At 70.7% G+C, this 24,392-nt stretch carries 27 protein-coding genes; 9 read left to right on the plus strand and 18 right to left on the minus strand.

The genetic code is table 11. The features are described 5' to 3' along the window. Positions 1 to 7 precede the first annotated feature (7 nt). From ACQPZW_RS43305 to rsmD, 8 genes are all read right to left on the minus strand, one after another. Complete coding sequence (locus ACQPZW_RS43305; RefSeq protein ID WP_433791820.1) at positions 8 to 1,171, minus strand: mannosyltransferase family protein; 1,164 nt, start codon at positions 1,169 to 1,171, stop codon at positions 8 to 10. Next, entirely contained in the window at positions 1,168 to 1,893 is a 726-nt protein-coding gene (gene rnc / locus ACQPZW_RS43310; protein ID WP_093622219.1) for a ribonuclease III, read from the minus strand. The genes ACQPZW_RS43305 and rnc overlap by 4 nt, the downstream gene beginning before the upstream one ends. After that, positions 1,890 to 2,852 (minus strand): phosphate acyltransferase PlsX, encoded by a 963-nt coding sequence (locus ACQPZW_RS43315; protein WP_433797799.1) that lies wholly within the window; start codon positions 2,850 to 2,852, stop codon positions 1,890 to 1,892. The genes rnc and ACQPZW_RS43315 overlap by 4 nt, the downstream gene beginning before the upstream one ends. A 36-nt stretch (positions 2,853 to 2,888) precedes the next feature. Beyond that, the gene (gene rpmF / locus ACQPZW_RS43320; RefSeq protein WP_043527495.1) at positions 2,889 to 3,062 is read right to left on the minus strand and encodes a 50S ribosomal protein L32; all 174 of its coding nucleotides are present in this window, start codon (positions 3,060 to 3,062) and stop codon (positions 2,889 to 2,891) included. Positions 3,063 to 3,067: 5 nt separating this feature from the next. Continuing rightward, the gene (locus ACQPZW_RS43325; protein ID WP_433791821.1) at positions 3,068 to 3,631 is read right to left on the minus strand and encodes a YceD family protein; all 564 of its coding nucleotides are present in this window, start codon (positions 3,629 to 3,631) and stop codon (positions 3,068 to 3,070) included. A 76-nt stretch (positions 3,632 to 3,707) separates the two neighbouring features. Further along, positions 3,708 to 4,205, minus strand: a complete 498-nt coding sequence (locus ACQPZW_RS43330) for a hypothetical protein (RefSeq protein ID WP_093622215.1) — start codon at positions 4,203 to 4,205, stop codon at positions 3,708 to 3,710. A 65-nt stretch (positions 4,206 to 4,270) separates the two neighbouring features. After that, entirely contained in the window at positions 4,271 to 4,750 is a 480-nt protein-coding gene (coaD, locus tag ACQPZW_RS43335) for a pantetheine-phosphate adenylyltransferase (protein ID WP_433791822.1), read from the minus strand. Next, entirely contained in the window at positions 4,747 to 5,310 is a 564-nt protein-coding gene (gene rsmD, locus ACQPZW_RS43340; RefSeq protein ID WP_433791823.1) for a 16S rRNA (guanine(966)-N(2))-methyltransferase RsmD, read from the minus strand. Before rsmD ends, coaD begins: the two co-directional genes overlap by 4 nt. A gap of 311 nt (positions 5,311 to 5,621) precedes the next feature. Between rsmD and ACQPZW_RS43345 the strand changes: the two genes are divergently transcribed. Next, positions 5,622 to 6,614, plus strand: coding sequence for an LPXTG cell wall anchor domain-containing protein (locus ACQPZW_RS43345; RefSeq protein WP_433791824.1), 993 nt, complete (start codon positions 5,622 to 5,624; stop codon positions 6,612 to 6,614). Positions 6,615 to 6,708: 94 nt separating this feature from the next. Then, entirely contained in the window at positions 6,709 to 7,962 is a 1,254-nt protein-coding gene (locus ACQPZW_RS43350; protein WP_433791825.1) for a hypothetical protein, read from the plus strand. A 58-nt stretch (positions 7,963 to 8,020) separates the two neighbouring features. On the opposite strand, the gene ACQPZW_RS43355 is transcribed toward ACQPZW_RS43350, so the two are convergent. From ACQPZW_RS43355 to ACQPZW_RS43365, 3 genes are read right to left on the minus strand one after another with little or no spacing between them, the layout of a single operon-like run. Beyond that, positions 8,021 to 8,341: a DUF952 domain-containing protein gene (locus ACQPZW_RS43355; RefSeq protein WP_433791826.1), complete on the minus strand. Its 321-nt coding sequence runs from the start codon at positions 8,339 to 8,341 to the stop codon at positions 8,021 to 8,023. Further along, a complete protein-coding gene (recG, locus tag ACQPZW_RS43360; protein WP_433791827.1) occupies positions 8,338 to 10,512 on the minus strand; it encodes an ATP-dependent DNA helicase RecG in 2,175 nt (724 codons plus the stop codon). Before recG ends, ACQPZW_RS43355 begins: the two co-directional genes overlap by 4 nt. Beyond that, complete coding sequence (locus ACQPZW_RS43365) at positions 10,509 to 12,614, minus strand: DAK2 domain-containing protein (RefSeq protein WP_433791828.1); 2,106 nt, start codon at positions 12,612 to 12,614, stop codon at positions 10,509 to 10,511. The genes recG and ACQPZW_RS43365 overlap by 4 nt, the downstream gene beginning before the upstream one ends. A 174-nt stretch (positions 12,615 to 12,788) precedes the next feature. Here ACQPZW_RS43365 and rpmB point away from each other — a divergent pair, with 174 nt between their 5' ends. Then, the gene (gene rpmB / locus ACQPZW_RS43370; protein ID WP_026207002.1) at positions 12,789 to 12,980 is read left to right on the plus strand and encodes a 50S ribosomal protein L28; all 192 of its coding nucleotides are present in this window, start codon (positions 12,789 to 12,791) and stop codon (positions 12,978 to 12,980) included. 533 nt (positions 12,981 to 13,513) lie between these two features. On the opposite strand, the gene ACQPZW_RS43375 is transcribed toward rpmB, so the two are convergent. After that, positions 13,514 to 13,972 carry a GNAT family N-acetyltransferase gene (locus tag ACQPZW_RS43375; protein WP_433791829.1) on the minus strand — a complete coding sequence of 153 codons (459 nt, stop codon included), beginning with the start codon at positions 13,970 to 13,972 and terminating at the stop codon, positions 13,514 to 13,516. A 204-nt stretch (positions 13,973 to 14,176) separates the two neighbouring features. Then, complete coding sequence (locus tag ACQPZW_RS43380; protein WP_433791830.1) at positions 14,177 to 15,115, minus strand: thiamine-phosphate kinase; 939 nt, start codon at positions 15,113 to 15,115, stop codon at positions 14,177 to 14,179. A 99-nt stretch (positions 15,116 to 15,214) separates the two neighbouring features. Between ACQPZW_RS43380 and ACQPZW_RS43385 the strand changes: the two genes are divergently transcribed. Then, positions 15,215 to 15,448 (plus strand): Lrp/AsnC ligand binding domain-containing protein, encoded by a 234-nt coding sequence (locus ACQPZW_RS43385; protein WP_014447186.1) that lies wholly within the window; start codon positions 15,215 to 15,217, stop codon positions 15,446 to 15,448. A gap of 2 nt (positions 15,449 to 15,450) precedes the next feature. Continuing rightward, positions 15,451 to 16,077 carry a DUF3515 family protein gene (locus ACQPZW_RS43390; protein ID WP_433791831.1) on the plus strand — a complete coding sequence of 209 codons (627 nt, stop codon included), beginning with the start codon at positions 15,451 to 15,453 and terminating at the stop codon, positions 16,075 to 16,077. A gap of 4 nt (positions 16,078 to 16,081) precedes the next feature. Here the strand turns inward: ACQPZW_RS43390 and ACQPZW_RS43395 are convergent, their stop codons facing one another. Then, a complete protein-coding gene (locus ACQPZW_RS43395; RefSeq protein ID WP_433791832.1) occupies positions 16,082 to 17,176 on the minus strand; it encodes a D-alanine--D-alanine ligase family protein in 1,095 nt (364 codons plus the stop codon). A gap of 98 nt (positions 17,177 to 17,274) precedes the next feature. On the opposite strand from ACQPZW_RS43395, the gene ACQPZW_RS43400 reads away from it, so the two are divergent. Then, complete coding sequence (locus ACQPZW_RS43400) at positions 17,275 to 17,718, plus strand: hypothetical protein (protein WP_433791833.1); 444 nt, start codon at positions 17,275 to 17,277, stop codon at positions 17,716 to 17,718. 60 nt (positions 17,719 to 17,778) lie between these two features. Here ACQPZW_RS43400 and ACQPZW_RS43405 read toward each other — a convergent pair whose 3' ends face one another. From ACQPZW_RS43405 to ACQPZW_RS43420, 4 genes are read right to left on the minus strand one after another with little or no spacing between them, the layout of a single operon-like run. Then, complete coding sequence (locus tag ACQPZW_RS43405; RefSeq protein WP_433791834.1) at positions 17,779 to 18,138, minus strand: hypothetical protein; 360 nt, start codon at positions 18,136 to 18,138, stop codon at positions 17,779 to 17,781. Next, entirely contained in the window at positions 18,135 to 19,235 is a 1,101-nt protein-coding gene (locus ACQPZW_RS43410) for a cystathionine gamma-lyase (protein ID WP_433791835.1), read from the minus strand. Before ACQPZW_RS43410 ends, ACQPZW_RS43405 begins: the two co-directional genes overlap by 4 nt. Further along, the gene (locus tag ACQPZW_RS43415; RefSeq protein WP_433791836.1) at positions 19,232 to 20,224 is read right to left on the minus strand and encodes an NAD(P)H-dependent glycerol-3-phosphate dehydrogenase; all 993 of its coding nucleotides are present in this window, start codon (positions 20,222 to 20,224) and stop codon (positions 19,232 to 19,234) included. The genes ACQPZW_RS43410 and ACQPZW_RS43415 overlap by 4 nt, the downstream gene beginning before the upstream one ends. Continuing rightward, positions 20,221 to 20,946, minus strand: a complete 726-nt coding sequence (locus tag ACQPZW_RS43420; protein ID WP_433791837.1) for a lysophospholipid acyltransferase family protein — start codon at positions 20,944 to 20,946, stop codon at positions 20,221 to 20,223. Before ACQPZW_RS43420 ends, ACQPZW_RS43415 begins: the two co-directional genes overlap by 4 nt. A gap of 172 nt (positions 20,947 to 21,118) precedes the next feature. Here ACQPZW_RS43420 and cofC point away from each other — a divergent pair, with 172 nt between their 5' ends. Genes cofC through ACQPZW_RS43435 form a run of 3 tightly spaced genes read left to right on the plus strand, consistent with a single transcriptional unit; the run spans position 21,119 to position 24,386 of the window. Beyond that, positions 21,119 to 21,751, plus strand: coding sequence for a 2-phospho-L-lactate guanylyltransferase (gene cofC / locus ACQPZW_RS43425; protein WP_433797800.1), 633 nt, complete (start codon positions 21,119 to 21,121; stop codon positions 21,749 to 21,751). Positions 21,752 to 21,771: 20 nt separating this feature from the next. Continuing rightward, complete coding sequence (locus tag ACQPZW_RS43430) at positions 21,772 to 21,969, plus strand: cold-shock protein (RefSeq protein WP_433791838.1); 198 nt, start codon at positions 21,772 to 21,774, stop codon at positions 21,967 to 21,969. 56 nt (positions 21,970 to 22,025) lie between these two features. Then, positions 22,026 to 24,386: an RNA degradosome polyphosphate kinase gene (locus ACQPZW_RS43435; protein WP_433791839.1), complete on the plus strand. Its 2,361-nt coding sequence runs from the start codon at positions 22,026 to 22,028 to the stop codon at positions 24,384 to 24,386. Positions 24,387 to 24,392: the final 6 nt, after the last annotated feature.

Here is a 24,392-nt window from a genome sequence, read left to right on the forward strand (position 1 = left end):
ACGTCCTTTACAAGGTGTACGGCCAGACGGTCACCAGATAGGCGCCATACCAGAGACCGAACAGCGCCCACGCGGTGATCGACAGGACCGCGACCCGGGGGCGGGCGCGGGCGGCCGCGACGACGGCGGGCAGCAGCGTCAACAGTACGGGGAGCAGCAGTCGCGGCTTGGAGTGGTAGAACCCGGCCTGGCCGTAGACGAGGACCATCGCGACCACGCCGTAGACGGCCAGCGGCAGCCACGGCTTCCGTGTCAGGGCCACCCCGGCCGCGGCGAGAGCCACCAGCAGGATCAGCGCGACACTCATCGGGACCCAGCCGTCGCCGGAGCGCAGCGTGGTCCAGAGGAACTTCCCGGTGCTCTCGCCGTAGTCGAACGAGGTGCCCCAGCCCGCTGTCTGGATCTTGAACCAGGCGGTGAGGTCGCCCACCCGGTAGGCGACCCAGCCGAGGTAGGCGGGCACGCCGGCGAGGGCGACGGCCGCGGCGGCGAGGGGCTTCCACTTCGGCTGGTCGTCGTGTTTCAGGGCGAGCAGCGCGGCCACCGCGAGAGCGAGCGCGGCGGCGGCACCGGTCGGCCGGCTCAGCGCGGTGAGCAGCCCGAGCAGCCCGGCCGCCCACCAGACCCGGCGGTGCGCGGCGACAAACATGCCGGCGACGAGGGCGATGAAGAGACTTTCCGAGTACGCCATGGACAGCACCACGGAGGCCGGCGCCGAGCAGCAGATGGCGACCAGGGCCCAGCCGGCCCGCTTGCCGTAGAGCGACGAGCCGAGCAGGTGCAGGGCGATCGCCGCGCCGACGGAGGCGAGCCAGGCCACGGTGAGGGCGGCCGCGCTCGGGTCGATGCCGATGGCGGCGCCGGCCCGGATGAGCATCGGGTAGACCGGGAAGAAGGCGAGCTCGTTGCCCTCGAGCTGGCCGGAGGCGCCGTAGGTGTAGCCCTCCGGGTAGCCGTCCATGGCGACCCGCAGGAACCAGCCGGCGTCCCAGATGAGCAGCCGTTCCCAGAGGGAGCGGGGCTCGGCGACGCCACCGTTCAGCCAGCTGATCATGAGCAGCTGGCCGATGCGGGTCAGCGCCAGAATGCCGACGGCGGTGAGCACTCCGCCCAGATCGCCCGCTTTATCCCATAGGGTCTCTTCTTGGTGGGTTTCCTCGACCACGGTCACGGCTCGGTCTTCTCCGACTGCTCCGTGAGAGTGCGCCACGCTGCCGCGGCGGCACGCTGCTCGGCCTGCTTCTTGCTACGGCCCTCGGAGCCGCCGTACCGCTCGCCGGCGACCACCACCCAGGCGGTGAACGTCTTCGCGTGGTCGGGGCCGGAGTCCTCGATCTCGTAGTCCGGCACGCCCAGGCCCAGCGCCGCGGTCAGCTCCTGGAGGCTGGTCTTCCAGTCCAGCGCGGCGCCCCGGCCCGCCGACTCCGCCATCAGCGGGTCGAACAGCCGGTGGATCACCTCGCCGGCGATCTCCAGGCCGTGCTCCAGGTAGATCGCGCCGAGCAGGGCCTCCAGGGTGTCGGCCAGGATGCTCGCCTTGTCCCGGCCGCCCGTGGTCTCCTCGCCCTTGCCGAGCAGCAGGTGCGGGCCGAGACCCTCCGGGCCCAGGCCGCGGGCCACGTCGGCCAGCGCGTGCATGTTGACCACGCTGGCCCGCAGCTTGGCGAGCTGACCCTCCGGCAGGTCGGGGTGGTTGTGGAAGAGCGCCGACGTGATCACCACGCCGAGGACCGAGTCGCCCAGGAACTCCAGGCGCTCGTTGGTCGGCAGGCCACCGTTCTCGTAGGCGTACGAACGGTGGGTCAGAGCGCGTTCCAGCAGCTCCGGCTTGAACGGGACACCGAACGCCTCCTCCAGCGGTTCAGTGGAGGGACGACGACGCTTGTCAATCATGCGATACCTCGCTGAGCGCTCAGAAGATCGGCTATCACCGCGACCGAGTTGCGGCGGTGCAGGTCGGCCGCGAGCGCGATGCCCGCGGCGAGATCCGGACCGGTGGCCGCGCCGTGGCAGACGACGACCGTGCCGGAGACCCCGAGCAGCAGCGCCGCCCGGGCTGGTGGATCGGTGTTCCGTGCGGGCGGGCCGGACAGCGCGTACGCCGTTTCCAGCCCTTTGAGCAGGACGTTTCCGGTGAACCCATCGGTCACCACGACGTCGGCGGCCCGGCCCAGGACGACGTCGCCGCCCTCGACCAGGCCGGCATAGCGGGCGCCGCCGGGCAGCGGCAGGTCGACGAGCAAGGCGGGCAGGGCACGGCGCAGGCGGTCACCCTTGCCGGGCTCGGTGCCGATGGTGAGAAGGCCCACGCGGGGCGCGGGCATGCGGAGGACGACCGAGGCGTACGCCGCCCCGAGCCGGGCATGCCAGGCGAGGGTCTCCTCGTCGGGGTCGACGGACGAGCCCACGTCGAGCAGGACGAGACGGCCGGCGGCGGTGGGCAGCACGGCGGTCAGTGCGGGCCGGCGGACTCCCGGCCAGCGGCCGATCTCACGGGCCGCGGCGAGAACCACGGCCCGGGTGTCGCCGGCGGAGACGAGCGCGTCGGCGCGGCCCTCGGCGACGGCGTGCACCGCGGCGCCGACGGCATCGGCCGGGGCGGTGACGGTGGTGATGCGGCGGCGGTCGCCCGGTTTGAGGGCGGCCAGAACCGCGTCGGCGGCATCGGCCGGGCCGACTAGCGTCAGCTGCAGGGCCGGGTCTGCCTTGCAAGCACGCAGAGCGCCGTCAACCACGACGGCGGGAGCTTGGTCCCCGCCGAGGAGGTCGACGGCGATCCGCGCGGTGCCCGGCTCCCCGACAGTGCGCTGTCCAGGAGCCGTGGCACCGGTGGCTCGCCACCGCTCGGGCACGACCCGCCCGATGATCGGGCGCGTCACGCGGCGGCGTCAGACCTCGAGGACCTGGCGGCCGTTGTAGGTGCCGCAGACACCACAGGCGGCGTGCGGCAGCTTCGGCGACTTGCACTGGGAGCAGGCCGCGGTAACCACCGCGGTCGCCTTCCAGTTCGCCCGGCGCGAGCGGGTGTTGCTGCGCGACATCTTGCGCTTGGGGACGGCCACGGTTCCTACTCCTTGTTGTTTGACAGGTTGCGCAAAGCGGCCCAGCGGGCGTCGATCTCCTCATGGCTGTGGTCAGCCGGAAGGTCGTCGAAGTGCACCCCGCAGTCGGGGCACAACCCTGGGCAGTCCGGGCGGCAGAGCGGATTGGCCGGCAGCATCAGGACGATCGCGTCCCGAATAGCCGGTTCCAGGTCCAGCAGGTCGCCCTTCATCCGGCCGACCTCGTCCTCGTCGGTGGTCTCCTCCGTGGTGCTGTCCGCGTAGGCGAACAGCTCAGCGATGGAGACCGTGAACGACTTGTCGATCTCGTTGAGGCAACGCCCGCACTCGCCGGTGAGCGAGCCCGTGGCGGTGCCACTGATGTAGACCCCCTCGGAGACCGACGTCATGCTCATGTCGAGCGTGAGATCAGACCCCTCGGGGACCGAGATCATCTCCAGGCCGAGGTCCGCCGGGGCCGGCACCACCCGTTCCAGGGCACGCGTCGCACCAGGCTGCCGCGGCAGTTTCGTCGTGTCGACGACCAGCGGTTGCCTGGGGTTCAGGTGGCTCTGCGGTGACTTGGGCATCGTGATTCCTCAGCCATGGGTAGGCCGACCGAAAACATTACCTGAGCTTGCTGTACGTCGTCGAATCGACCCCGGGTCAGAAGGGGAGCGGCCGCTCGGCATCCTCACCCTGGAAGGTGCCGATCTCGCGCAGCGCATGCATCTTGTCACGCCCCCGCTCGATCGACGCGAGCGCCCGGGTCAGGAACTGCTCGAAGTTGGCCAGCGCGGTGTCGACGTAGTCGTCGACCTCCTCACGCAGCCGCTGCGCCTCGGTCCGTGCCTCGGCGATGATGCGCGCGCCCTCGTGCTCGGCCGAGACTGTGATCTCGTTCACCGACACCAGACGGGCGTGCTCGCTCTCGCCCTCGCTGACGATCCGGTCGGCCTCGCGGCGACCGGCGTCGACGATCCGGTCCCGCTCGTCCAGGACCGCGGCCGCCTTGCGCAGCTCCGAGGGCAGCTCGGCACGCAACTCCTCGAGCCGCTCGATCATCTCGCCGCGGTCGAACATGAAGTTCGTCCGCGACATCGGCACGGAGCGCGCGTCCTGAACGAGCTCGATGAGCTCGTCGATACGGTCGAGCGGATCCACCGGTTCCTCACTCCCGTCGTCGAACCGCCACCCAGCGTGGTGCGATCACGTTACTGCCAAGCCGCCTAATTCTGCTTCAACCGGCCGACGAGGCGAGCCAGCACATTGTCCGGAAGGTACGACGAGGCGTCGCCACCCCACTTCACCACGTCCTTGACGAGGCTGGACGACAGGAAGGAGTAGAGCGGGTTGGTCGGCATGAAGAGCGTCTCCACACCGGAGAGCCCGATGTTCATCTGCGCCATCTGCAGCTCGTAGTCGAAGTCACTGACCGCGCGCAGGCCCTTGACCACCACCGCGGCGCCCTGGGCCCGGCAGAAGTCGACGAGCAGCCCATGGAAGGACGCGACCCGCACATTGCTGTACTGGGCCGTCGCCTCGCGGAGCATCTCCAGGCGCTCCTCGATGGTGAACAGCCCGGACTTCGACTGGTTGATGAGGACACCGATGATGACCTCGTCGAAGAGCCGGCTGGCCCGTCCGATGATGTCGAGATGCCCGTTCGTGACCGGATCGAAGGAGCCTGGACACACCGCTCGTCTCATGATCGGCGACCGTACCAAAGAGTGGTCTCGCCATAACGCCGGGTACGGTCTCCTGCTAGACCGTCCACCCAGCTCAGCGGCTCACCGCGAGTGGATCGCTCGAAAATCACCACGGCGTCCGGCGCGAGCCATCCGTGGGACACCAGCTGCTCCTGCACGGTGGTGATCTCGTCGTCGCCCAGCGCGTACGGCGGGTCGGCGAACACCACGTCGTACGGTCCACCGGCCGGCGGGTCGCCCAGCGCCTGCAGCACCTTGCCGGTGACCAGCTTGGCCGCCGAGCCGACGCGCAGCGCGACGATGTTGTCACGGATCGCGCGCGCCGCCTTGCCGTCCGACTCGACCAGGAGCGCGTGGGCGGCACCCCGGGAGAGAGCCTCGAGTCCTATCGCGCCGGATCCGGCGTACAGGTCAGCGAATCGCGTGTCCGACAAATCGGTCATGGTGTCGAGAGTGCTGAAAAAGGCCTCCCGGACACGGTCCGATGTGGGTCTGGTCTGCGCGCCGGGCGGAGCCGACAGCCGGCGGCCGCCGTGTGCGCCCGCGATAATCCTGGTCATCACAAAGGACGCTACTTCACCAGCCCCGAAGGGCCATCGTGGCGTGAACTTTTCCCTCCTCGCGGGCACTGCGGGCGACGATACGGTTCCGTTCAGTACAACGAAGATCTCGAATCTGCAACAACAGCATTAGCGGACGCTGAGACGTTTCTTTGATCTCGGGAAGTGACTATCGTCGGGCGACGTTGCGGTGGCGTTCTATCGTCCCCGCCGATGACGCGGGGAGGCGTCGTCGCAGACTCGCTCAATCCACCAGCGACTGCTGCTGTCTCCTCGCGCGCTCCTTAACTACCCCCTACACAGGAGATGGCGTGAACGTGTCCAAGTCCCCGCTCCGCCGGGTGTCCGCCCTCGCCGCCGGGTCGCTCGTCGGCCTCGCCGGCGTCGCGGTCTTCGCGACCCCGGCCTTCGCACACCACAGCACCATCGCTGGCACGACCGAGTGTGTCGAAGGAAACTGGGTCGTCGACTGGACGGTGAACGCCATCGGTGGCGGCACCCCGGACCAGACCGCCACGTTCACCACGGTTGACGTGTACCCGGCCAAGACCACGCTGGACAACCCGAAGCTCGTCGTCAACGGCGCGCCCATCCGGGCCGGCGAGCCGATCAAGGCCAAGCAGGTCGTTCCCGGCGACGCCAAGGAGGCCTCGCTGAGCCTCGTGGCCAAGTGGGACAACCCGTCGTACTTCGACGGCAAGGTGACCACCGGCAACGTCTTCTTCAACGAGGAGTGCAAGAAGTCGGAGGAGCCGCCGACCGACGAGCCGAGCACCCCGACCGACGAGCCCAGCACCCCGACGGACCAGCCGAGCACGCCGACCGACGAGCCGAGCACGCCGACGGACGAGCCGAGCACCCCGGCCGGTGAGCCGAGCAAGCCGCCGACCCTGGAGGACGTCCCCGCCGAGCCGACCTACGAGGTCACCTGCGACACGGTGGAGATCGGCGCGGACAACCGCAAGAACGAGACCCCCATCACCATCGAGTACGAGACCAGCAAGGGCGAGAAGCGCAAGCTGGTCGTCGAGCCGGGTGAGTCGAAGGCCGAGAAGTTCAGCGCCACCGAGGGCTTCTCCGTCAAGGTGACCTACACCGTCGAGTACAAGGGCACGACCTTCACCAACACCTACGAGGTCCCGTGGGAGCAGCCGGCCGAGGGCTGCGACGACGGTGAGGGTGGCGGCCTGCCGGTCACCGGTGCCGCTGCTGGTGGCGTCGCCGCCGGCGCTGCCGGTCTCCTGGTCATCGGTGGCGCGCTGTTCTTCGTCGCCCGTCGCCGCAAGGTGAAGTTCACCGCCTGATCAAGGCTCAGCACCACGTGACAACAGCAACAACCGGGGGCGCGCCGAATCTGATTCGGCGCGCCCCCGCCCATATCCCCTCATCGGAGAACAGATGAACAAAACCCCTCGCGGGCGTCGTGTCCTGGCCGTGCTGGCCGGCGCGCTGCTCGGCCTGACGGCCTTCGCGAACCCTGCCGGCGCCACCCCACGCGGCGCCGACAAGCCCTACCTGTTCACGCACACCTTCACGATCAACGGCGGCATCGCCACCGCCACGGTGACCCCCAACTCCGACCTCGACGTCGCCGAAGAGGTCACCCTGGTGTCCTACTTCGCGCCGAAGCCCCAGTTCGCGACGCCGCAGTACGTCTTCGAGAGCAAGACGGGCACGCTGAAGGAGAAGAACGGCGTCGTCACCCTCGAGGTCGCGGTCCCGGACTGCAACACGCAGGTGGACCTGTTCTTCGGCGGCCAGAAGGACGTCATCGACCCGCTCGACGGCAGCCGGTACTACGGCGACACGAAGCTCGGCGAGAAGAAGGGTCCCGGCTCCCGCTCGCAGGGCCCGGCCGGCTGGTTCAACGGCGGCAACAAGGCCTGCGTGCAGCCGGCCGTGCAGCCGGTTGCGCAGTGTGACGGCACCGTCGACCTGCAGCTGAGCAACAACGGCAAGCTGAGCAAGTACGACGTCGAGTTCCGGGTGACCGGCGCCGGCTTCCAGAAGACCGTCAAGGTCGCCGCGGGCAAGGGCGAGACCGTCGAGGTCCCGGCCGGCGTCGGCGAGGTCAAGGTGACCGCTCCCGGGCTGCAGGACTTCACCTACAGCTGGACGCGCCCCGAGACCTGCGTGCCCACCGCCGCGGGCGAGAACGACTGCAAGACCGTCACGATCACGGTGACCAACCCGGAGGGCAACACCCCGGCCAAGGCCGAGGTGAAGTACGGCTCCGAGACCAAGACCACGACCGTCGCCCCCGGCGCCTCCGAGCTGGTGACTTTCCCGGCCGGCGAGGCCACCACGGCCACCGTGACCTACCCGGAGATCACCGGCACCGAGCCGGTCATCGTCGGAGTGAAGAAGGGCGAGTGCTCCTCGCCCAGCCCGAGCGCCTCGGTCTCCACCACGCCGTCCGACAACCCCTCCGACAACCCGTCGGAGAGCCCCTCGGAGAGCCCGTCCGGGTCGGCCTCGGCCAGCACCAGCCCGGTCGCGACCACCCCGGTCGCCGGTGACGACGAGGACGGCTCGCTGCCGCTGACCGGATCGGCCACCGCCGGCATCGCGGGTGGCGCGTTCCTGCTGCTCGTCGCGGGCGCCGTGCTGTTCATCCTGGCCCGCCGCCGCAAGGTGAACTTCACCGCCTGATCCGCCTGATCCGCCCGACCTGCCTGCCTGGCGCCTCAGGTCCGCCTGACGCGTCAGGTCAGGTCAACGTAGGGAAAGTCCCGTCCGGGCGCGGTCGGTAGTCGTGAACGGCTACCACCGCGCCCGTCGGCATCCGGCCGTAGATGTGCGGGAACTGCCGCCCGTCCGGCTCCGGCGGATCCCCGTCCTCCCAGACGACCCGGAGGCCCGCCGCCTCATCCAACTCCAGCAACACCAGGTCGTCGCGGCCCGCGAAGATCCGGTTCGCCACCACGTGCACCCAGTCCGCCGGGGAGCAGTGGATGAACGGCGACTCCTCCAGGAAGCCGGCGGACTCGATACGGTCCCACGCGTCGCGGGGACACAGATGAAAGATCAACCCTTCTCCAGGTACTCGGCGCGGTCCTCGTCGACCAGCGCCGCGACCGAGGCCGCCAGCGCCGGATGACGGGTGAGGTCGGGGTCGTCGCCGATCAGCGCGGTCGCCTCCGTCCGCGCCTCCTTGATCAGCTTCTCGTCGCGGAGCAGCGACAACAGCCGCAGATGCGAGTGCTTGCCGGACTGTGACGCGCCCAGCACGTCGCCCTCCCGGCGCTGCTCCAGATCAATCTCGGACAGCTTGAAACCGTCGGTCGTCGAGGCCACCGCGTCCAGCCGCTCCCGCGCCGCCGAGCCCTCGACCGCCTCGGTGTGCAGCAGGCAGACACCCGGCGCCGAGCCTCGGCCCACCCGGCCGCGCAACTGGTGCAGCTGCGACACCCCGAACCGGTCGGCGTCCAGGATCAGCATCACCGTCGAGTTCGGCACGTCCACGCCGACCTCGATGACCGTGGTCGCGACCAGCACGTCCACGTCACCGGCGGCGAACGAGCGCATCACCGCGTCCTTCTCCTCCGGCGGCATCTTGCCGTGCAGCATCGAGATCCGCAGGCCCTTCAGGTACTCGTCGCGCAACAGCGGCAGTACCTCCGTCACCGCCAGCGGCGGGCGGCGCGACGGCTCGTCGTCCTTCGGTGGCGTCTCCTCGTCCTCACCGATCCGCGGGCACACCACGTACGCCTGATGCCCGGCCCGCACCTCCTCCTTGATCCGCACCCACGCGCGGTCCAGGTAGGCCGGTTTCTCCAGGGCCGGGATCACGTGCGAGGCGATCGGCGAACGGCCCCGGGGCAACTGCGACAGCACCGAGGTCTCCAGGTCGCCGTAGACGGTCATCGCCACCGTCCGCGGGATCGGCGTCGCCGTCATCACCAGCACGTGCGGTGGCTTCGCCGCCTTCGCCCGCAACGCGTCCCGCTGCTCCACCCCGAACCGGTGCTGCTCGTCCACCACCACCAGGCCGAGGTCTTTGAAGTCGACCCCCTCGTACAGCAGCGCATGGGTGCCCACCACGATGCCGGCGGTCCCGTCGGCGACCTTGGCCAGCGCCGCACGCCGGGCCGCCGCACCCAGCGAGCCGGTGACCAGGGTGAGCTGCGTGCCCTCCGGATCACCGTCCAGCTCACCCGCCCGGCCCAGCGCGCCCAACTGGGCGGAGATGCCGCGGAAGTGCTGGGTGGCCAGGACCTCGGTCGGCGCCAGCAGCGCGGCCTGCCCACCCGCGTCGACCACCTGCAACATCGCGCGGACCGAGACGAGGGTCTTGCCGGAACCCACCTCGCCCTGCAGCAGCCGGTGCATCGGGTGCGGCCGGGCCAGATCCGCCGCGATCTCCTCGCCCACGTCACGCTGGCCCTCGGTCAGCTCGTAGGGCAGGCTCGCGTCGAACTTCACGAGCAACCCGGCGTCGGCGCGGGGCCGGGCGGTGCCGGGCGCCGCGGCCGCCTTCGCCCGCCGTTGAACCAGCGTCAGCTGTACGGCGAACGCCTCATCCCATTTCAGCCGATGCTTCGCCGAGTACAGCGACGGCTCGGAGCTCGGCCGGTGGATCTCCCGCAGCGCCGTCCCGATGCCCACCAGGTTGCGCGTCGCCCGCATCTCCGCCGGCATCGGATCGTCCGGCGGCTCGAACGTGTCCAGCAGTGTCCGCACGCACTTGGCGATCACCCACGTGGGCACGGCCTGTGCAGCCGGATAGACCGGGATCAGCGCACCCGCGAACTCCTCGATCTCGGCGGCCGCATCGTCCTTCGAGGCGTCCGCGCTGAGCAGCTGATAGGCCGGGCCGTTCAACTGGCGCTTGCCACGGAACTCGGTCACCTTGCCGGCGAACAGCCCCCACACGCCCTTGCGCAGCTCGCGCTCCCGCCACGCCTGGTTGAAGAACGTGCACGTCAGCGTCGCGCCCGAGCCGTCACCGATGGTCACCTCGAGCATGTTGCCGCGGCGCTGCCGCATCGGCTTCACACTCATCCCCTGCACCTGCGCCAGCACGGTGACCTGCTCGTCCACCTGCAGGCTGCGCAGATCGGTGTGCTCGCCGCGCTCGTCGTACCGCCGTGGGAAGTGATAGATCAGGTCACCGGCCGTCCGCAGCTCCAGGTGATCCTCCAGCGCCTTGGCGGTCTTCGCCCCCAGCACCTTGGTCAACGGGGTGTCGGTCGTGGTCATTCGACTCCTGCCAACAGGTGGTAACGGGGCTGGCCGCCCGCGTAGCACTGCACCTCACTGAACGGCCACGCACGATGCACGTGACCCTTCAGGACATCCTCGAACCCGGGTGGCGCGTCCGCGCCGAGCACCAGGGTCACCAGCTCGCCGCCGCCGCCGAGCATCCGGTCCAGCAGGCGGCGGCTCACCTCGGCGACGTCCTGGCCGATCACGTGCACCTCACCGTCGACCAGGCCCAGCAGATCACCGGCGCGGCACTGGCCGGCCACCGTGAACGCGTCCCGCTGGGCGGTGCACACCTCCCCGTACCGGCAGGCGCCGGCCGCCTCGGCCATCGCGATCACGTCGTCGGCGAACGGCCGCTGCAGGTCCCGCACGGCCAGAGCGGCGAGCGCCTGCACCGGCGACCTGGTGGGGACGACGCTCACCCGGACGCCCGCGGCCTCCGCCTCCCGGGCCGCCGACACGGCGACCGCGTGCGTGTTCGCGTCGTTGGGCAGCAGCACCACTGAACGGGCGCCGGTCTCGTGCACCGCCGCCAGCATCTCCGCCGTCGACGGATTACGGTCCACCACGACGGCGCCCTCCGCCTCGAACAGCGCCGTGAGCCCGTCGCCGGCGGCGACGACCACGGCGCCACGCTGATCACTTCCGGTCCGGCGCTCCAGGGGAGTGACACTTATCCGGTACGGGCGACCGGCTGCCACACCGGCCTCGATCGCCGGGCCGATCTCGGTCACATGAACGTGCACGTTCCAGGTCGGCGGATCCCCGTCCCCGGTCCCCACGACGACCAGCGAGTCCCCCAGCCGATCCAACGTCACCCGCAGCCGTGCGACGGCCTCCTCGGGGGCGTCCAACAGGTACTGGACCTCGAACCCGTACCCTTCACACCCCGTCTCCCCCACCGCGCCGCCACCGGTGTGTCCGGTGGCCCCGCCCCACTCAGCCGCCCCGGAACCTCCGACCGGCGCACCGCGCCCTGCCGGCCCGCCCAGCGCCCCGCCGCGCCACGCCGCTCCGGACCCTCCGTCCGCCCCGCCGCGCCCGGCCACCCCGGACCCTCCTCCATCCGCCCCGCCGCGCCCATCCGCCCCGCCGCGCCGGGCCGCGCCGGAACCTCCGGCTGACGCACTGCGCCCTGCCGGTTCGGCGCCTCTGGCCGCCTCGCCGCGCCCGGCCGGATCGACTGTCTCGGCAGGCCCGGCCGGCGCGGGGTCTCCGGGCGGCCCGGCGAGCCGGGCGCCTCCGCTTTCCACGTCGACGACGGCCACCGTGCCACCGGTCTCGCCCATCTCGACCACCACCTCACCATCGGTGTCGACCGCTTCGACCAGGGCATCGAGCAACAGGCACAGGCCACGGCCTCCGGCGTCGACCACTCCGGCGTCGGCGAGGACCTGGAGCTGCTGCGGCGTGCGGGCGAGAGCCTCGGCTGCGGCCCGGGCGGCCTCACGGGCGACGATGATCAGGCTGTCGGACTTGATCCGGCCGGCGGCCTCCGCGGCGGCTGCCACGACCGACAGCACCGTGCCCTCGACCGGACGGGCGACCGCCGCGTAGGCCGCGTCCGTCGCCGTCCGTAACGCGCGGGCCAGCTCGCCGCCGCGCACCGCGACCGTGCCGGCGAACGCGTCGGCCATGCCCCGCAGGATCTGCGACACGATCACGCCCGAGTTGCCGCGGGCTCCGAGCAGAGCCCCCCGCGCCATCCGATGCATGAGGCCCGCCACACCCTCGGGGCTCGGCCGCCCCTGAACGGTGTGACCCGGATCTCGCACGACTTCCGGCGCCTCACCCGCAGCACCCCACGCCTCGCCCGCAGCACCCCACGCCCCGCCCGCAGCACCGCAGGCCTCGCCCGCAGCACCGCGCGCCTCGCCCGCGGCACCGCAGGCCTCGCCCGCAGCATCCAGCACCTCGTCCGCAGCGCCCAGCGCCTCTTGCGCGGCGGTCAGCGTCAGGACGAGGTTGGTGCCGGTGTCGCCGTCGGGCACCGGGTAGACGTTCAGCTCGTCGATCTCACGCTGATGGGCCCGGAGCGCCTCGAGCCCACCATCACACCAGCGGCGTACCGCGGCGGCATCGAGGGTCTCCAGCACGCGAAAATCGTACTAACCACCCCCGACAAACGCCGGGCACGCGCCCTGACCGGGGGCGATTGGCTGCGGGCCCAGCGAGTCGGGTAAGCTCGCCGGGTTGCCTGGGCGATTCTTCCCTGGGCGCCTCCAGCTTCTTGGAGCAGGTCAGTTCCGAATCACACCCAGGAGTATCCCGTGGCTAGCGTGTGCGACGTCTGTGGCAAGGGACCGGGCTTCGGCCACAACGTGTCCCACTCGCACCGGCGGACCAACCGCCGCTGGAACCCGAACATCCAGTCGGTGCGCACTCCGGCCGGTGGCGGGACCACCAAGAAGCTCAAGGTCTGCACCTCGTGCATCAAGGCCGGCAAGGTCGTTCGCGCCTGATCGAGCTTCCACAGACCAAATCGAGTAGCCGCTGAACCTCCGGGTTCGGCGGCTACTCGCTGTTTCCAGCGGTATCTAGCGTCACGTGCGGCCTGCGGTCCGATTCGCATCACCGCTCGGCAGGGGTCGTCGCGTGCCCACGTGGTGACACGGGGTCCGAGCACACCCGAATCCGGCATGACCAGCGACGGCGTGAATCGAACCTCACTCCCCCCGGAGCAAGACACCGCCCGACCTCGGACAGCTGTGGTACGAGTCACCACGCGAACTGGAACGCGGCCGAAGACCCGCCACGCGGCCACCAGGTCGAGCGGTTCCAACACGAGTCACCACTCGGATGGGTGCGGGCCCCAACCCGGGGCCGGCGATGGTGTGCCGGTCGCCCACCGGTCACCCTGCCGACGGAGGGCTGGCCGTGAACTCGGCGCGTCGTCATCGGTGGTACGGGCCGAGCCCCGAGTCACCCCGTGCGTGGCGGCGCGGCCCCGGCACTGGACCGTAGTGATGAGGATCATCGCCACGCCGGGGGCTGGTCAGAGGCGCTTGCCGAAGGAGAGGACGTCGGCGTGGTCCTTGTAGTAGCCGAAGTCGGCGATTCGGGTATAGCCGGCCGACTCGTAGAGGGCGATCGCCTCCGGCTGGCGGTCTCCGGTCTCCAGGATGACCCGGCGGCAGCCGGCCTCCCTGGCTGACTCCTCGATCCGGCTGAGCATCAGGCGGGCTACGCCACGGCCCCGGGCGGCCTTGGTCGTGAACATGCGCTTGAGCTCGGCATCGTCGCCGTGCCGTCGCCAGCCGGCGCTCCCGACCAACTGGTCGTCGAGAACGGCCACCAGGAACGCGCCTCGGGGCGGTGTGAAGTCGGCGCCCGAGATGGGTGTGTCGTCACCGCTGCCGCCATATCGCTCGGACAGGTCACGCATGTTCTCGGCGACGAGCGCCTGCACCGCGGGGTCGTCGAAGTCCGTCGGGATGATCTTGATGTCGTGCACGCCGCAAGACTAGCCAGCACGCCCCTGCGGCAGCCAGCGACGCCGAACCCACCGGAGGCCGACCAGAGGCCGACGGGCAGGCAGGCGGCAGGCGGGTCGGCAGACAGGCAGGCTACCAAGCAAGCAGGCGGCAGGCTGGCCGCCAAGCAAGCAGGCGGGCGGCGGGCAGGCGGTCGGGCGGCGACGGGGCGGCGGGCGGCGGGGTCAGCGGAAGTGGTCCCAGCCGAAGCCGCCGGTCCAGGGCTTGCGGTCGACGGTGACGCCTTCGCCGGAGGTGACGGTGCCGATCGGGCGCCAGTGCGGCGGCAGTGCGGCGCTCGGCGGGAACGTCGCCGCCAGCGGGTGATCGTCGCCGCCGGCGAGGAGCCACTGGTACGGGTCGACGCCGAGCGCCTTGGCCGCGTCACGCATCTGATCGGGCAGGTCGAAGGCGTCGCTGTGCACGTCGATGGCGACGGAGCTGGCCGTGGCGATGTGACCGACGTCCTGGAGCAGCCCGTCCGACACGTCGATCATCGAGGTCGCGCCGAGTCGTGCCGCCTCCGGTCCTGCCGCGTACGGGACGGCCGGGCGACGATACGCCTCCACGAGCAGCTTGGGCGTACGGAATCCTCGGGAGAGAACCGTGAGCCCGGCGGCCGCGTGACCGATCCGCCCGGCCAGAGCGAGGATGTCGCCGGGTCTGGCGCCGTCGCGCCGGACGGGCGCGGCGCCGCACAGGTCGCCGAGTGCGGTGACCGCGATGGTGAGGGTCGGGCTGGAGGAGGTGTCGCCACCGACCACGGCGGCGCCGACGAGCCCGGCTTCGGCGGCGAGGCCGTCGGCGAGTCCTTCGGCCCAGGCGATGTCGAGTCCGGTGGGCACGCAGAGGGCCAGCAGCAGCGCGGTGGGCACGGCGCCCATGGCGGCGATGTCGGCGAGGTTGGCGGCGGCGGCCCGGTGACCGACGTCGGTGGGGCTGCACCAGTCGCGGCGGAAGTGGCGGCCTTCGACGAGCACGTCGGTGGAGGCGACCACCCGCCCGTCGGGCGCCCGGATCACGGCGGCGTCGTCGCCGGGGCCGATCAGGGTGCTCTCTCCGGTGCCCAGCCTGGGAACGATTCGGCCGATCAGTCCGAATTCACCGGCCTCTGCGATGCTCACGTCTAAGTCCTTCGATGGTGGCGTCCCGCTGCCGGGTCGCTTCGTACGGTAGTTTCACGATCGGGGATCACCGACGAAGTGGCGGATTGGAGTCGGATCGTGGTCCAGGCATACATCCTCATTCAAACGGAGGTCGGTAAGGCCCGTGACGTGGCCGCCGCGATCGAGAAGATACCGGGGGTGGTGCGTGTCGACGCGGTCACCGGGCCGTATGACGTGGTCGTGCTGACCGAGGCGCACACGGTCGACGAGTTGGGTGGCCTGATTGTGAGCAAGGTCCAGTACGTTCCGGGCATCACGCGGACGCTCACCTGCTCCGTGGTAAACCTCTGACTATGGTGGATGTGGATACGCCGGCGAAGGCACCGGAGAAGGACCCGGTCAAGAGGGCCGCTGCTCTGTGGGCGACGGTGGTGGCCGTACCGGTGACGGTGATCGTCGGCGTTATCGCTTTCCTCACCATCATGCCGGAAAATCCGGACAAACCCGAAAAAGCGGCCAACCCGATCCCGTCCGCGCCCGTGGTGATGGACGCGCCGCGGCTCGACGAGCAGACCGCACGCGCCTGCCTCGCGGTGACGTCCCAGCTGCCGGCGAAGATCCGGGATCTGCAGGGCCGGCCGGTGAGTGCCGGCGCCGAGCAGAATGCGGCCTACGGCGAGCCCGCGATCACGGTCGCCTGCGGGGTGCCCCAGCCGATCATGTGCACCACGCCGGAGGACACCACGCCGGGTTGCGTCGCCATGGACACCGAGCTGCTGATCATGAACAACGTGTGCTGGTATGCGGCTCCCGGCGCCGGCGCGGCCACCATCACCACGATGGACCGTGAGGTGCCGGTGCGGGTGACCGTCCCGTCGTATTACGAGAATCCGGCCCAGTGGGCCAACGAGTTCTCCGACACGCTCGTCAAGACGGTCAAGTCCAGGGCGGCCGGGACGATGCCGAGCGGCTGCGAGTAACCGGTCAGTGCAGGCCGGTGCCACGGCGCAGCGCCGTCCGGATCAGCCGGTCCACGACCTTGGGGTATTCGAGCCCGGTGGCGGTCCACATCCGGGGGAACATCGAGTTCGGTGTCATCCCCGGCATCGTGTTGATCTCGTTGAGGAAGATCTCGCCGGCCTCGGTCACGAAGAAGTCCACCCGGGCCAGGCCGGCGCAGTCGAGCGCGGTGAAGGTGCGCAGCGAGTAGTCCCGGATTTGCCTCGTCACCTCGGCGGGCAGCTCGGCCGGCACCGTGTAGCGACCGCCCACCAGGTATTTCGTCTCGAAGTCATACCACTCGACGTCGTCGACGTGGATCTCCGACAGCACCGACGCCTCGGGCGCCCCGCCGGCCTCCCCCTCGAGCACGCCGCACTCGATCTCGCGGCCCACCAGCGCCGCCTCGACCAGGACCTTCGGGTCGATCCGGCGGGCCTCGGCGACGGCGTCGTCCAGGTCGGCCCAGTCGGTGACCTTGGTGATGCCCAGCGACGACCCGGCCCGCGACGGCTTCACGAAGACCGGCAGGCCCAGCCGCTCCCGGTCGGCCCCGGACAGCGACATCCCGGCTCGGAGCACCGCGTACGGTCCGACGGGGATGCCCTCGGCGACCGCCAGCTTCTTGGTGAACTCCTTGTCCATGGCCGCCGCCGACGCGAACACGTTGGCCCCGACATACGGGATACCGGCCATCTCGAGCATGCCCTGGATGGTGCCGTCCTCCCCGTAGGCGCCGTGCAGCACCGGGAACACCACGTCCACACCGGCCAACTCGGACACCCCGTCGGCCGGCTCGCGCACGATCAGATCGGCCGCGGTCGGGTCGGCGGAGAGCATGATCGCACTGCCCGACTCCGCGGTGACCTCCGGCAGCGTCCGGCCGTTGATCGCGAGCTGCGACGTGTCACCCGAAGCGAGGACCCAGCGCCCCTCACGGGTGATTCCGACCGGGACCACCTCGTACTGATCGGGGTCGAGAGCGGCCAGGATCGCACCCGCGCTGACGCAGGAAATGGCGTGCTCAGTGCTGCGGCCACCGAAAACGATCGCGACGCGGGTCTTACGGAGGGACGTCACTTCTCTCTGCGCCTTCCAGCTAGCGGGCGTACCGGGGGTGACCCTACTCTGCGTAGGCCGAATTCTGGATTCGCAAGGCAGGGGAGGACGAGGCGTTCATGGCTCCAGCACTCCACGTGATCGCCGGCCCGGGCCCGGGCCAGCTCGCGACGATGGCCCGCCCCGCGGACGAGCCGTGGTCACCGCAGGAGCTGGGCGCGCTCGCCCGAGCCGGGGTGCAGGTGCTGGTGTCGTCGGCGGCGCCCGGCCCGGACACCGCCGGGATCGAGGTGGTCCCGTTCCCGGCGGCCGCGCCGTCGCCGAAGGAGATGCAGCAGGAGGCGAACCAGGTGGTCGCTCTCGCCGCCCGCCTCGCCCGTGAGGTCCGCGCGGGACGATTCGTGGTCACCCAGTCCGCCGCCGACAACGGCCGTTCGACGCTGCTGGCCACCATGACGCTGGCCCTGCTCGGCATCCGCCCGGGCGAGGCGCTGCGCCGCACGGCTCCGGGTGACGGCATCGCCCCCGACTGGCTGCACGACTTCGTCGCCACCCACGGCTGACCGCGCCGCCCGCGCACAGTCCCGGCAAGCGCTGCGACAGCGGTGGAGGCCGACCGGGGTTCAGGCCGTGAACGTCTGGGGCAGCGCGCCGGAGTCCCAGAGCGAGTCCAGGTAGGCCAGGAAGCCGGTCAGGCTGCGTTCCAGCTCGCGGCGCTCGGCCGTGGACAGGGCGGCCAGCGGGTCGGAGAAGATCAGCCCGTCCGGGTGACGGGCGCGGGTGCCCACGAACTTGTCGCAGGCCCCGCACCAGACGTAGCTGACCAGGGTCGGGCGCTTGGCGTTCTCCGGGGCCGTGACATAGGCGCGCAGCCGCCGCTGTCCACAGGCCGGGCAGTCCCGCTCCCCCGGCTCGGCGAAGAAGCTCGAGCCCTGGGTGAGCGCCGCCACCTCGTCACCGCTGAAGCTGCTCCACGCGGTCACGACGAGAGGGCCGTGGTGATGTCGGCGAGCAGGTCGGCGGTGTCCTCGATGCCGCAGGAGAACCGCACGAACCCGGGCGGCGTGTCGTCACCCCACTGCGCCCGCCGGTCGGCCGTGGTGTGGACCCCGCCGAACGAGGTGGCCGCGAACACCAGCTTCGCCGCCGACAGGAACCGTGCCACCCGCTCGGCCGAGCCCAGGTCGAACGACACCACTCCGGGGATGCGCCGCATCTGCGCCGAGGCGATCGGGTACGACGGGTCGGACGGCAGCCCGGGCCAGCGGACCCCGGTCACGTCCGGACGCGACAGCAGCAGCTCGGCGACGGCGGCCGCGTTGGCGGTCTGCCGGGCCAGCCGCAGGTCGAGCGTGGCGATCGACCGGTGCGCCAGCCAGGCGTCGAACGCCCCGGGCACGGCGCCGGTCTGCTTGCGCCATGTCTCCACCCTGGTCAGCAGTTCGGGGTCGGTCGCCGACACATACCCGAGGAGCACGTCGGAGTGGCCGGTGAGGGCCTTGGTCCCGGAGGCGACGACCAGGTCCGCGCCGAGCGCCAGCGGGTTCTGCCCGAGCGGCGTCGCGGTGGTGTTGTCCACGGCCACCAGCGCACCGGCGGAGTGGGCGGCGGCGGACAGCGCCCGTACGTCGCACACGTCCAGTCCGGGGTTGGCGGGCGTCTCCAGCAGCACGAGCCGCACGCCGGTGAGATCGGGGTACGGCCCGGCGGTCGGCACCTGCACGGAACGGACACCCAGATCACGCAGGAACCCGTCGGCGAACGCCCGTACCGTGAAGTAGCCGTCCGAGGGGATCGCCACCGTGTCGCCGGCCCGCAGAACGGCGAGGAACAGCGCGGTGATCGCGGCCTGCCCACTGGAGAAGACCAGCGTCGGCCCGCCTTCGAGGGCGCCGATCGCGGACTCCAGCGCCTGCCGGGTCGGGTGCTCGGTGCGCGCGTAGCCGTTCTCCCCGGGCCCGGTGACCGGGTCGAGGTGATAGGGCGCGGCGAACACCGGCCCCGGCAGGAACGGCTCGCCGACCTGGGGCGAGGGCAGACCGGCGTGGACGGCACGAGTGCCGTCGGAGAAGGAGCTCACTCGGGTTTCATCTCCCGTGTCATCAGCAGTTTGACCGCGACGCGCGGGTCCACCCCTTCGTGGCACACGCGCTCCACCTGCTCGACGATCGGCATCTCGACGCCGTTCGCCCGGGCGAGATCGCGGATGGACAGGCAGCTCTTGACGCCCTCGGCGGTCTGCCGGGTGGCGACCTGCGCCTGTTCCAGGGTCTCGCCGCGGCCCAGGTGCTCACCGAACTTGCGGTTGCGGGCGAGCGGCGACGAGCAGGAGGCGACCAGGTCGCCGAGACCGGCCAGACCGGCGAAGGTGAGCGGGTCGGCGCCGAGCGCCACCCCGAGGCGGGCGGTCTCGGCGAGACCGCGGGTGATCAGAGAGGCGCGGGTGTTGTCACCGAGACCCAGGGACACCGCCATCCCGTACGCCAGCGCGATCACGTTCTTGCAGGCGCCACCGAGCTCGCAGCCGATCACGTCGTCGCTGGTGTATGGCCGGAAGTACGGCGTGGCGAGGGCGTGCTGGACCTGTTTGGCGCGGCCCTCGTCGGAGCACGCCACGACGGTCGTGGTCGGCTGGCCGGCGGCGATCTCGGGCGCCACGTTGGGACCGGAGACGACCACCACCCGGTCCGGAGCCACACCGGCCGTCTCGACGATCACCTCGCTCATCCGCTTGAGGGTGCCGAGCTCGATGCCCTTCATCAGGGAGACGACCGTGGAGTCGGCGGGGAAGAGCCCGGCCCAGTCGGCGAGGTTGCCGCGCAGGGTCTGTGACGGCACCGCGATGGCGATCAGCTCGGCCGCACCGACCGCCTCGGCCAGATCGGTGGTGGCGGTGACGCTCTCGGCCAGGCGGACACCGGGCAGCGACCCCTCGTTGCCGTGCCGCTCCCGGATCTCCGTGGCGACGGACTCGCGCCGCGCCCACATGGTGACCGTCGATCCGGCGTCACCGAGCACCTTGGCGAACGCCGTACCCCAGGATCCGGATCCGATGACGGCGGCCTTCATGGCGCTTCCTCCGAGGTTGTGGCCCGTTGTGCGGGCCGGTCGTAGAGCGCCGGCGCTTCGCCGTCGCGGATCTCACCGAGCAGATCCCGGACATCCAGCATGATCTTCTCGGTCATCTCGTCCAGCACCGCCCGGGACGGTTCGAGGCCGGCCCAGCGGCTGAGGTCGACCGGCTCGCCGGTGGTGACGGTGACGTGCGTGCGGCGCAGTTTCAGCCGGTTGGTCCGCGGGTCGAAGATCGTCTGGGCACCCCAGTTGGCGATGGGCACCACCGGGGCGCCGGTGAGCAGGGCGAGCCGGGCCGCGCCGGTCTTGCCGCGCATCGGCCAGAGGTCGGGGTGCCGGGTGGTGGTGCCCTCCGGGTAGATGACCACGGCGCCGCCACCGCGCAGCGCCTCGACGAGGGTGTCCAGCGACTTCACCGCCTCCACACTGCCCCGTTCGACCGGGATCTGCCGCGTCTTGGTGAGCAGGAACCCGATGACCGGCACTTTCCAGACGCTGGACTTGCCGAGGAACCGTGGCCACCGGCCGGACCGGTAGATGTAGTGCGCCACGACGAGCGGGTCGAAGTGCGACACGTGGTTGGGGACGAGGATGACCGGGCCGGTCGACGGGATGCGGTCCTGCCGTGACCACGTCTTGCTCGTCAGGGCCGTCATGACGGGGATCACCAGCATCACCGCGACACGCTGCCAGAAGCCGAGCCTGAGCTGTGCCACGGCGTCCCCCGTCCCTCGAACGGAGACGTCGACGCCGCCTCCCCTGTTCACCTGCGACGAAATCATGCCCGCTCACGTCCCGCCCGACCAGGTAGGGGTCTCGGGAATCACTGAACTAGCGGCTTGCCGGTCACGACCGCGACGACCCGTCAGGCAGGATGGTCGGGTGCAGATGTGGACGGCGGTGATCCCGGTCAAGCGGCTCGGCGCGGCGAAGACGCGGCTGCGTGGCGCCGTGCCGGCCGACCGTCATCCGGAGCTGGCTCTGGCCATGGTGCGTGACACCGCGGCCGCGGTGCTGTCCAGCGCCTCGGTGGCCGAGTTGCTGGTGGTCACCGACGATCCGCAGGTCCGGGCGGCGGTGCGGGAGCTGGGCGCCCGGGTGGTGGCCGATCCGGGCGGTGGGCTGAACGCGGCGATGCGGTTCGGGGCGGATGAGGTGACCGGCCGGTCCGCGCACCGGGCGGTGCTGGCCGGCGACCTGCCGGCGCTGCGGCCGGAGCAACTCGACGAGGCGCTGGGCCGGGCGGGCGGCCGGGCTTTCGTGCCGGACGCGGCGGGCATCGGGACGGTGCTGCTGGCCGCGCCGGCCGGGTGGGCGCTGGATCCGCGGTTCGGTGGGCCGTCGGCGGCGGCGCACGCCGGGTCGGGGGCCTCGCTGTTGCGCGGCGACTGGCCGGGTCTGCGGCAGGACGTCGACACCGCGGCCGACCTGGACGCGGTGTTGCGCCTGGGCGCGGGCGAGTGGACCTGCGGGCTGCTCCGGGAGCTGGGCCGCGTCACGGCGTGCGCGCCGGCCGCCTGATACGGGTAGCGTTCGGTCCCATGCAGGGCACGATCGCGACTTTCGACCCGGACACCCGCAGCGGGACGCTGCTGCTCGACGACGGCACCCCACTGTCCTTCGGCGCCGAGGCGTTTCAACGCTCCGGCCTGCGACTTCTCCGTCTCGGCCAGCGGGTGACGGTGGAGTCCGACGCGACGGGTGTGGTCCGGCGGGTGTTAATTCCCGGAGTCCTTTGATGTGATCATCCGGTAGTTCGTTTCACGTTTCTCCGGAAACGGCAATGATGTAAGGCATGACGACCCCGCCCCGGATTTCCGAGACCCGCCGGCGTGGCCCCAACGGCCGCTTTCTGCCCCGCCCCGAGTCGGCAGAAGAGCAGTTGATCGAGGCCCCCGACCCTGCGGAGGCGGCTGTCGAACCGGATCCGGAGCTCACCGAGCGCGAGGTGGCCGAGCTCACGGCGAGTGAGATGGTCGCCGATCTCCACAGCGCCGACCTCAACAGCGATCTCAACAGCGCCGATCTGGACAGCGCCGATCTGGACGACGACGACGATGACGATGTCGACGAGAGGCCGGGTCACCTGCTGCCCGAGGACCGTTTCCTGAACCGGGAGCTGTCCTGGCTGGACTTCAACGCCCGGGTGCTGGCCCTGGCCGAGGACCCGGGGACGCCGCTGCTGGAGCGGGCCAAGTTCCTGGCGATCTTCGCGAGCAATCTGGACGAGTTCTACATGGTCCGGGTGGCCGGGCTGAAGCGGCGGCTGAGCGCGGGCCTGCCGATGCGCGGAGGTGACCGGTCCCCGCTGCGCCACCAGATCGAGATGATCACCGAGCGGACCACCGACCTGGTGACCCGGCACGCGGCCTGCTTCTCCGACGAGGTGCGGCCGAAACTGGCGGCGGAGAGCATCGAGCTGGTGTCGTGGAAGGAGCTGAACGCCGCCGAGCAGGGCCGGTTGCGGACCTTCTTCCGGGAGCAGGTCTTCCCGGTGCTGACGCCGCTCGCGGTCGACCCGGCGCACCCTTTCCCGTACATCTCCAGCAAGTCCTTGAATCTCGCCGTCGCCCTTCGTTATCCCGACGGTGACGCGCCGGAGCTGTTCGCGCGGGTCAAGGTGCCGAACAACGTGTCGCGGTTCGTGACCGTGCAGAACGACGGCCGCGGCATCCGGTTCCTGCCGATCGAGGAGCTGATCGCGGTCCACCTGAGCCAGCTGTTCCCGGGCATGCAGATCCTGGAGTGGCACCTGTTCCGGGTGACCCGCAACGCCGAGTTGGAGGTCGACGAGGACCGCGACGAGGACCTGCTGCAGGCCCTGGAGCGGGAGCTGGCGCAGCGCCGGCTGGGTCCGCCGGTCCGGCTCGAGGTGGCTGCCTCGATCAGCGACCACGTGCTCGACCTGCTGGTCCGCGAACTCGACATGGACAGTCACGACGTGCTGCGGGTGCCCGGTCTGCTCGACCTGTCGTCGCTGTGGCAGGTCTACGGCGAGTGCGACCGTGACGACCTCAAGGACCGTCCGTTCGTTCCGGCGACCCACCCGCATCTGGCCGACGGTGAAGTGCCGCGCAGCGTGTTCAACCGGCTGCGCGAGTCCGACATCCTCGTGCACCACCCGTACCACTCGTTCTCGACGAGCGTGCAGCGCTTCATCGAGCAGGCCGCGGCCGACCCGCTGGTGCTGGCGATCAAGCAGACCCTGTACCGCACGTCCGGTGACTCGCCGATAGTTGACGCCCTGGTCGACGCGGCCGCCGCGGGCAAGCAGGTGGTGGTTCTGGTCGAGGTGAAGGCCCGGTTCGACGAGGTCGCCAACATCGCCTGGGCGCGGACGCTGGAGCGGGCCGGCTGCCACGTCGTCTACGGCCTGGTCGGCCTCAAGACCCACTGCAAGACCTCCCTGGTGGTACGCCAGGAGGGCAACCAGATCCGGCGCTACTGCCACATCGGCACGGGCAACTACCACCCCAAGACGGCCCGGCTGTACGAGGACTTCGGCATGCTGACCGCCGACCCCGAGGTGGGCGCCGACGTCACCGACCTGTTCAACGTGCTCACCGGGTACAGCAGGCAGACCACGTACCGGCGGCTGCTGGTCGCCCCGCACGGGGTGCGCAAGGGCCTGCTGGAGCGGGTCGACGAGCAGGCCCGGATCGCTCGGGAGGGCGGCGAGGCGCTCGTGCAGTTCAAGGTGAACTCGCTGGTCGACGAGAAGACGATCGACGCGCTCTACCGTGCCTCGCAGGACGGGGTCAAGGTGGACCTGATCATCCGCGGCATGTGCGCGCTGCGGCCCGGCGTGCCCGGCCTGTCGGAGAACATCCGGGTCCGCTCGATCGTCGGCCGGTTCCTGGAGCACTCCCGGGTGTTCCGGTTCGGGCCGGGCGCCGACGCCGAGTACTGGATGGGCTCCGCCGACATGATGCACCGCAACCTCGACCGCCGGGTGGAGGCGCTGGTGAAGGTGACGCTGCCGTCGGCCCGCGAGGAGCTGCGGCATGTTTTGGAACTGTCGATGGCGGAGACCACTGAGGGCTGGGACCTGGACGGCGACGGCATCTGGCATCGCAACCAGGGCGCCACCGGCCGTCCGCAGATCCATCTGCAGGCGGCCATGCTCCGGCGGATCATCGGCAAGAAGAACACCTGAGAAACG

Origin of the sequence: Actinoplanes sp. CA-252034 (assembly GCF_050956125.1) — a bacterium.
GTDB lineage: Bacteria > Actinomycetota > Actinomycetes > Mycobacteriales > Micromonosporaceae > Actinoplanes.

Excerpts from the sequence above, each read along its gene's own strand:
- cofC (WP_433797800.1), top strand. The coding sequence starts at position 21,119 with ATGTGGACGGCGGTGATCCCGGTCAAGCGGCTCGGCGCGGCGAAGACG.
- rnc (WP_093622219.1), bottom strand. The coding sequence starts at position 1,893 with ATGATTGACAAGCGTCGTCGTCCCTCCACTGAACCGCTGGAGGAGGCG.
- ACQPZW_RS43415 (WP_433791836.1), bottom strand. The coding sequence starts at position 20,224 with ATGAAGGCCGCCGTCATCGGATCCGGATCCTGGGGTACGGCGTTCGCC.
- ACQPZW_RS43435 (WP_433791839.1), top strand. The coding sequence starts at position 22,026 with ATGACGACCCCGCCCCGGATTTCCGAGACCCGCCGGCGTGGCCCCAAC.
- ACQPZW_RS43430 (WP_433791838.1), top strand. The coding sequence starts at position 21,772 with ATGCAGGGCACGATCGCGACTTTCGACCCGGACACCCGCAGCGGGACG.
- rsmD (WP_433791823.1), bottom strand. The coding sequence starts at position 5,310 with ATGACCAGGATTATCGCGGGCGCACACGGCGGCCGCCGGCTGTCGGCT.
- recG (WP_433791827.1), bottom strand. The coding sequence starts at position 10,512 with ATGACCACGACCGACACCCCGTTGACCAAGGTGCTGGGGGCGAAGACC.
- ACQPZW_RS43325 (WP_433791821.1), bottom strand. The coding sequence starts at position 3,631 with ATGCCCAAGTCACCGCAGAGCCACCTGAACCCCAGGCAACCGCTGGTC.
- ACQPZW_RS43390 (WP_433791831.1), top strand. The coding sequence starts at position 15,451 with ATGGTGGATGTGGATACGCCGGCGAAGGCACCGGAGAAGGACCCGGTC.
- ACQPZW_RS43400 (WP_433791833.1), top strand. The coding sequence starts at position 17,275 with ATGGCTCCAGCACTCCACGTGATCGCCGGCCCGGGCCCGGGCCAGCTC.
- coaD (WP_433791822.1), bottom strand. The coding sequence starts at position 4,750 with ATGAGACGAGCGGTGTGTCCAGGCTCCTTCGATCCGGTCACGAACGGG.
- ACQPZW_RS43350 (WP_433791825.1), top strand. The coding sequence starts at position 6,709 with ATGAACAAAACCCCTCGCGGGCGTCGTGTCCTGGCCGTGCTGGCCGGC.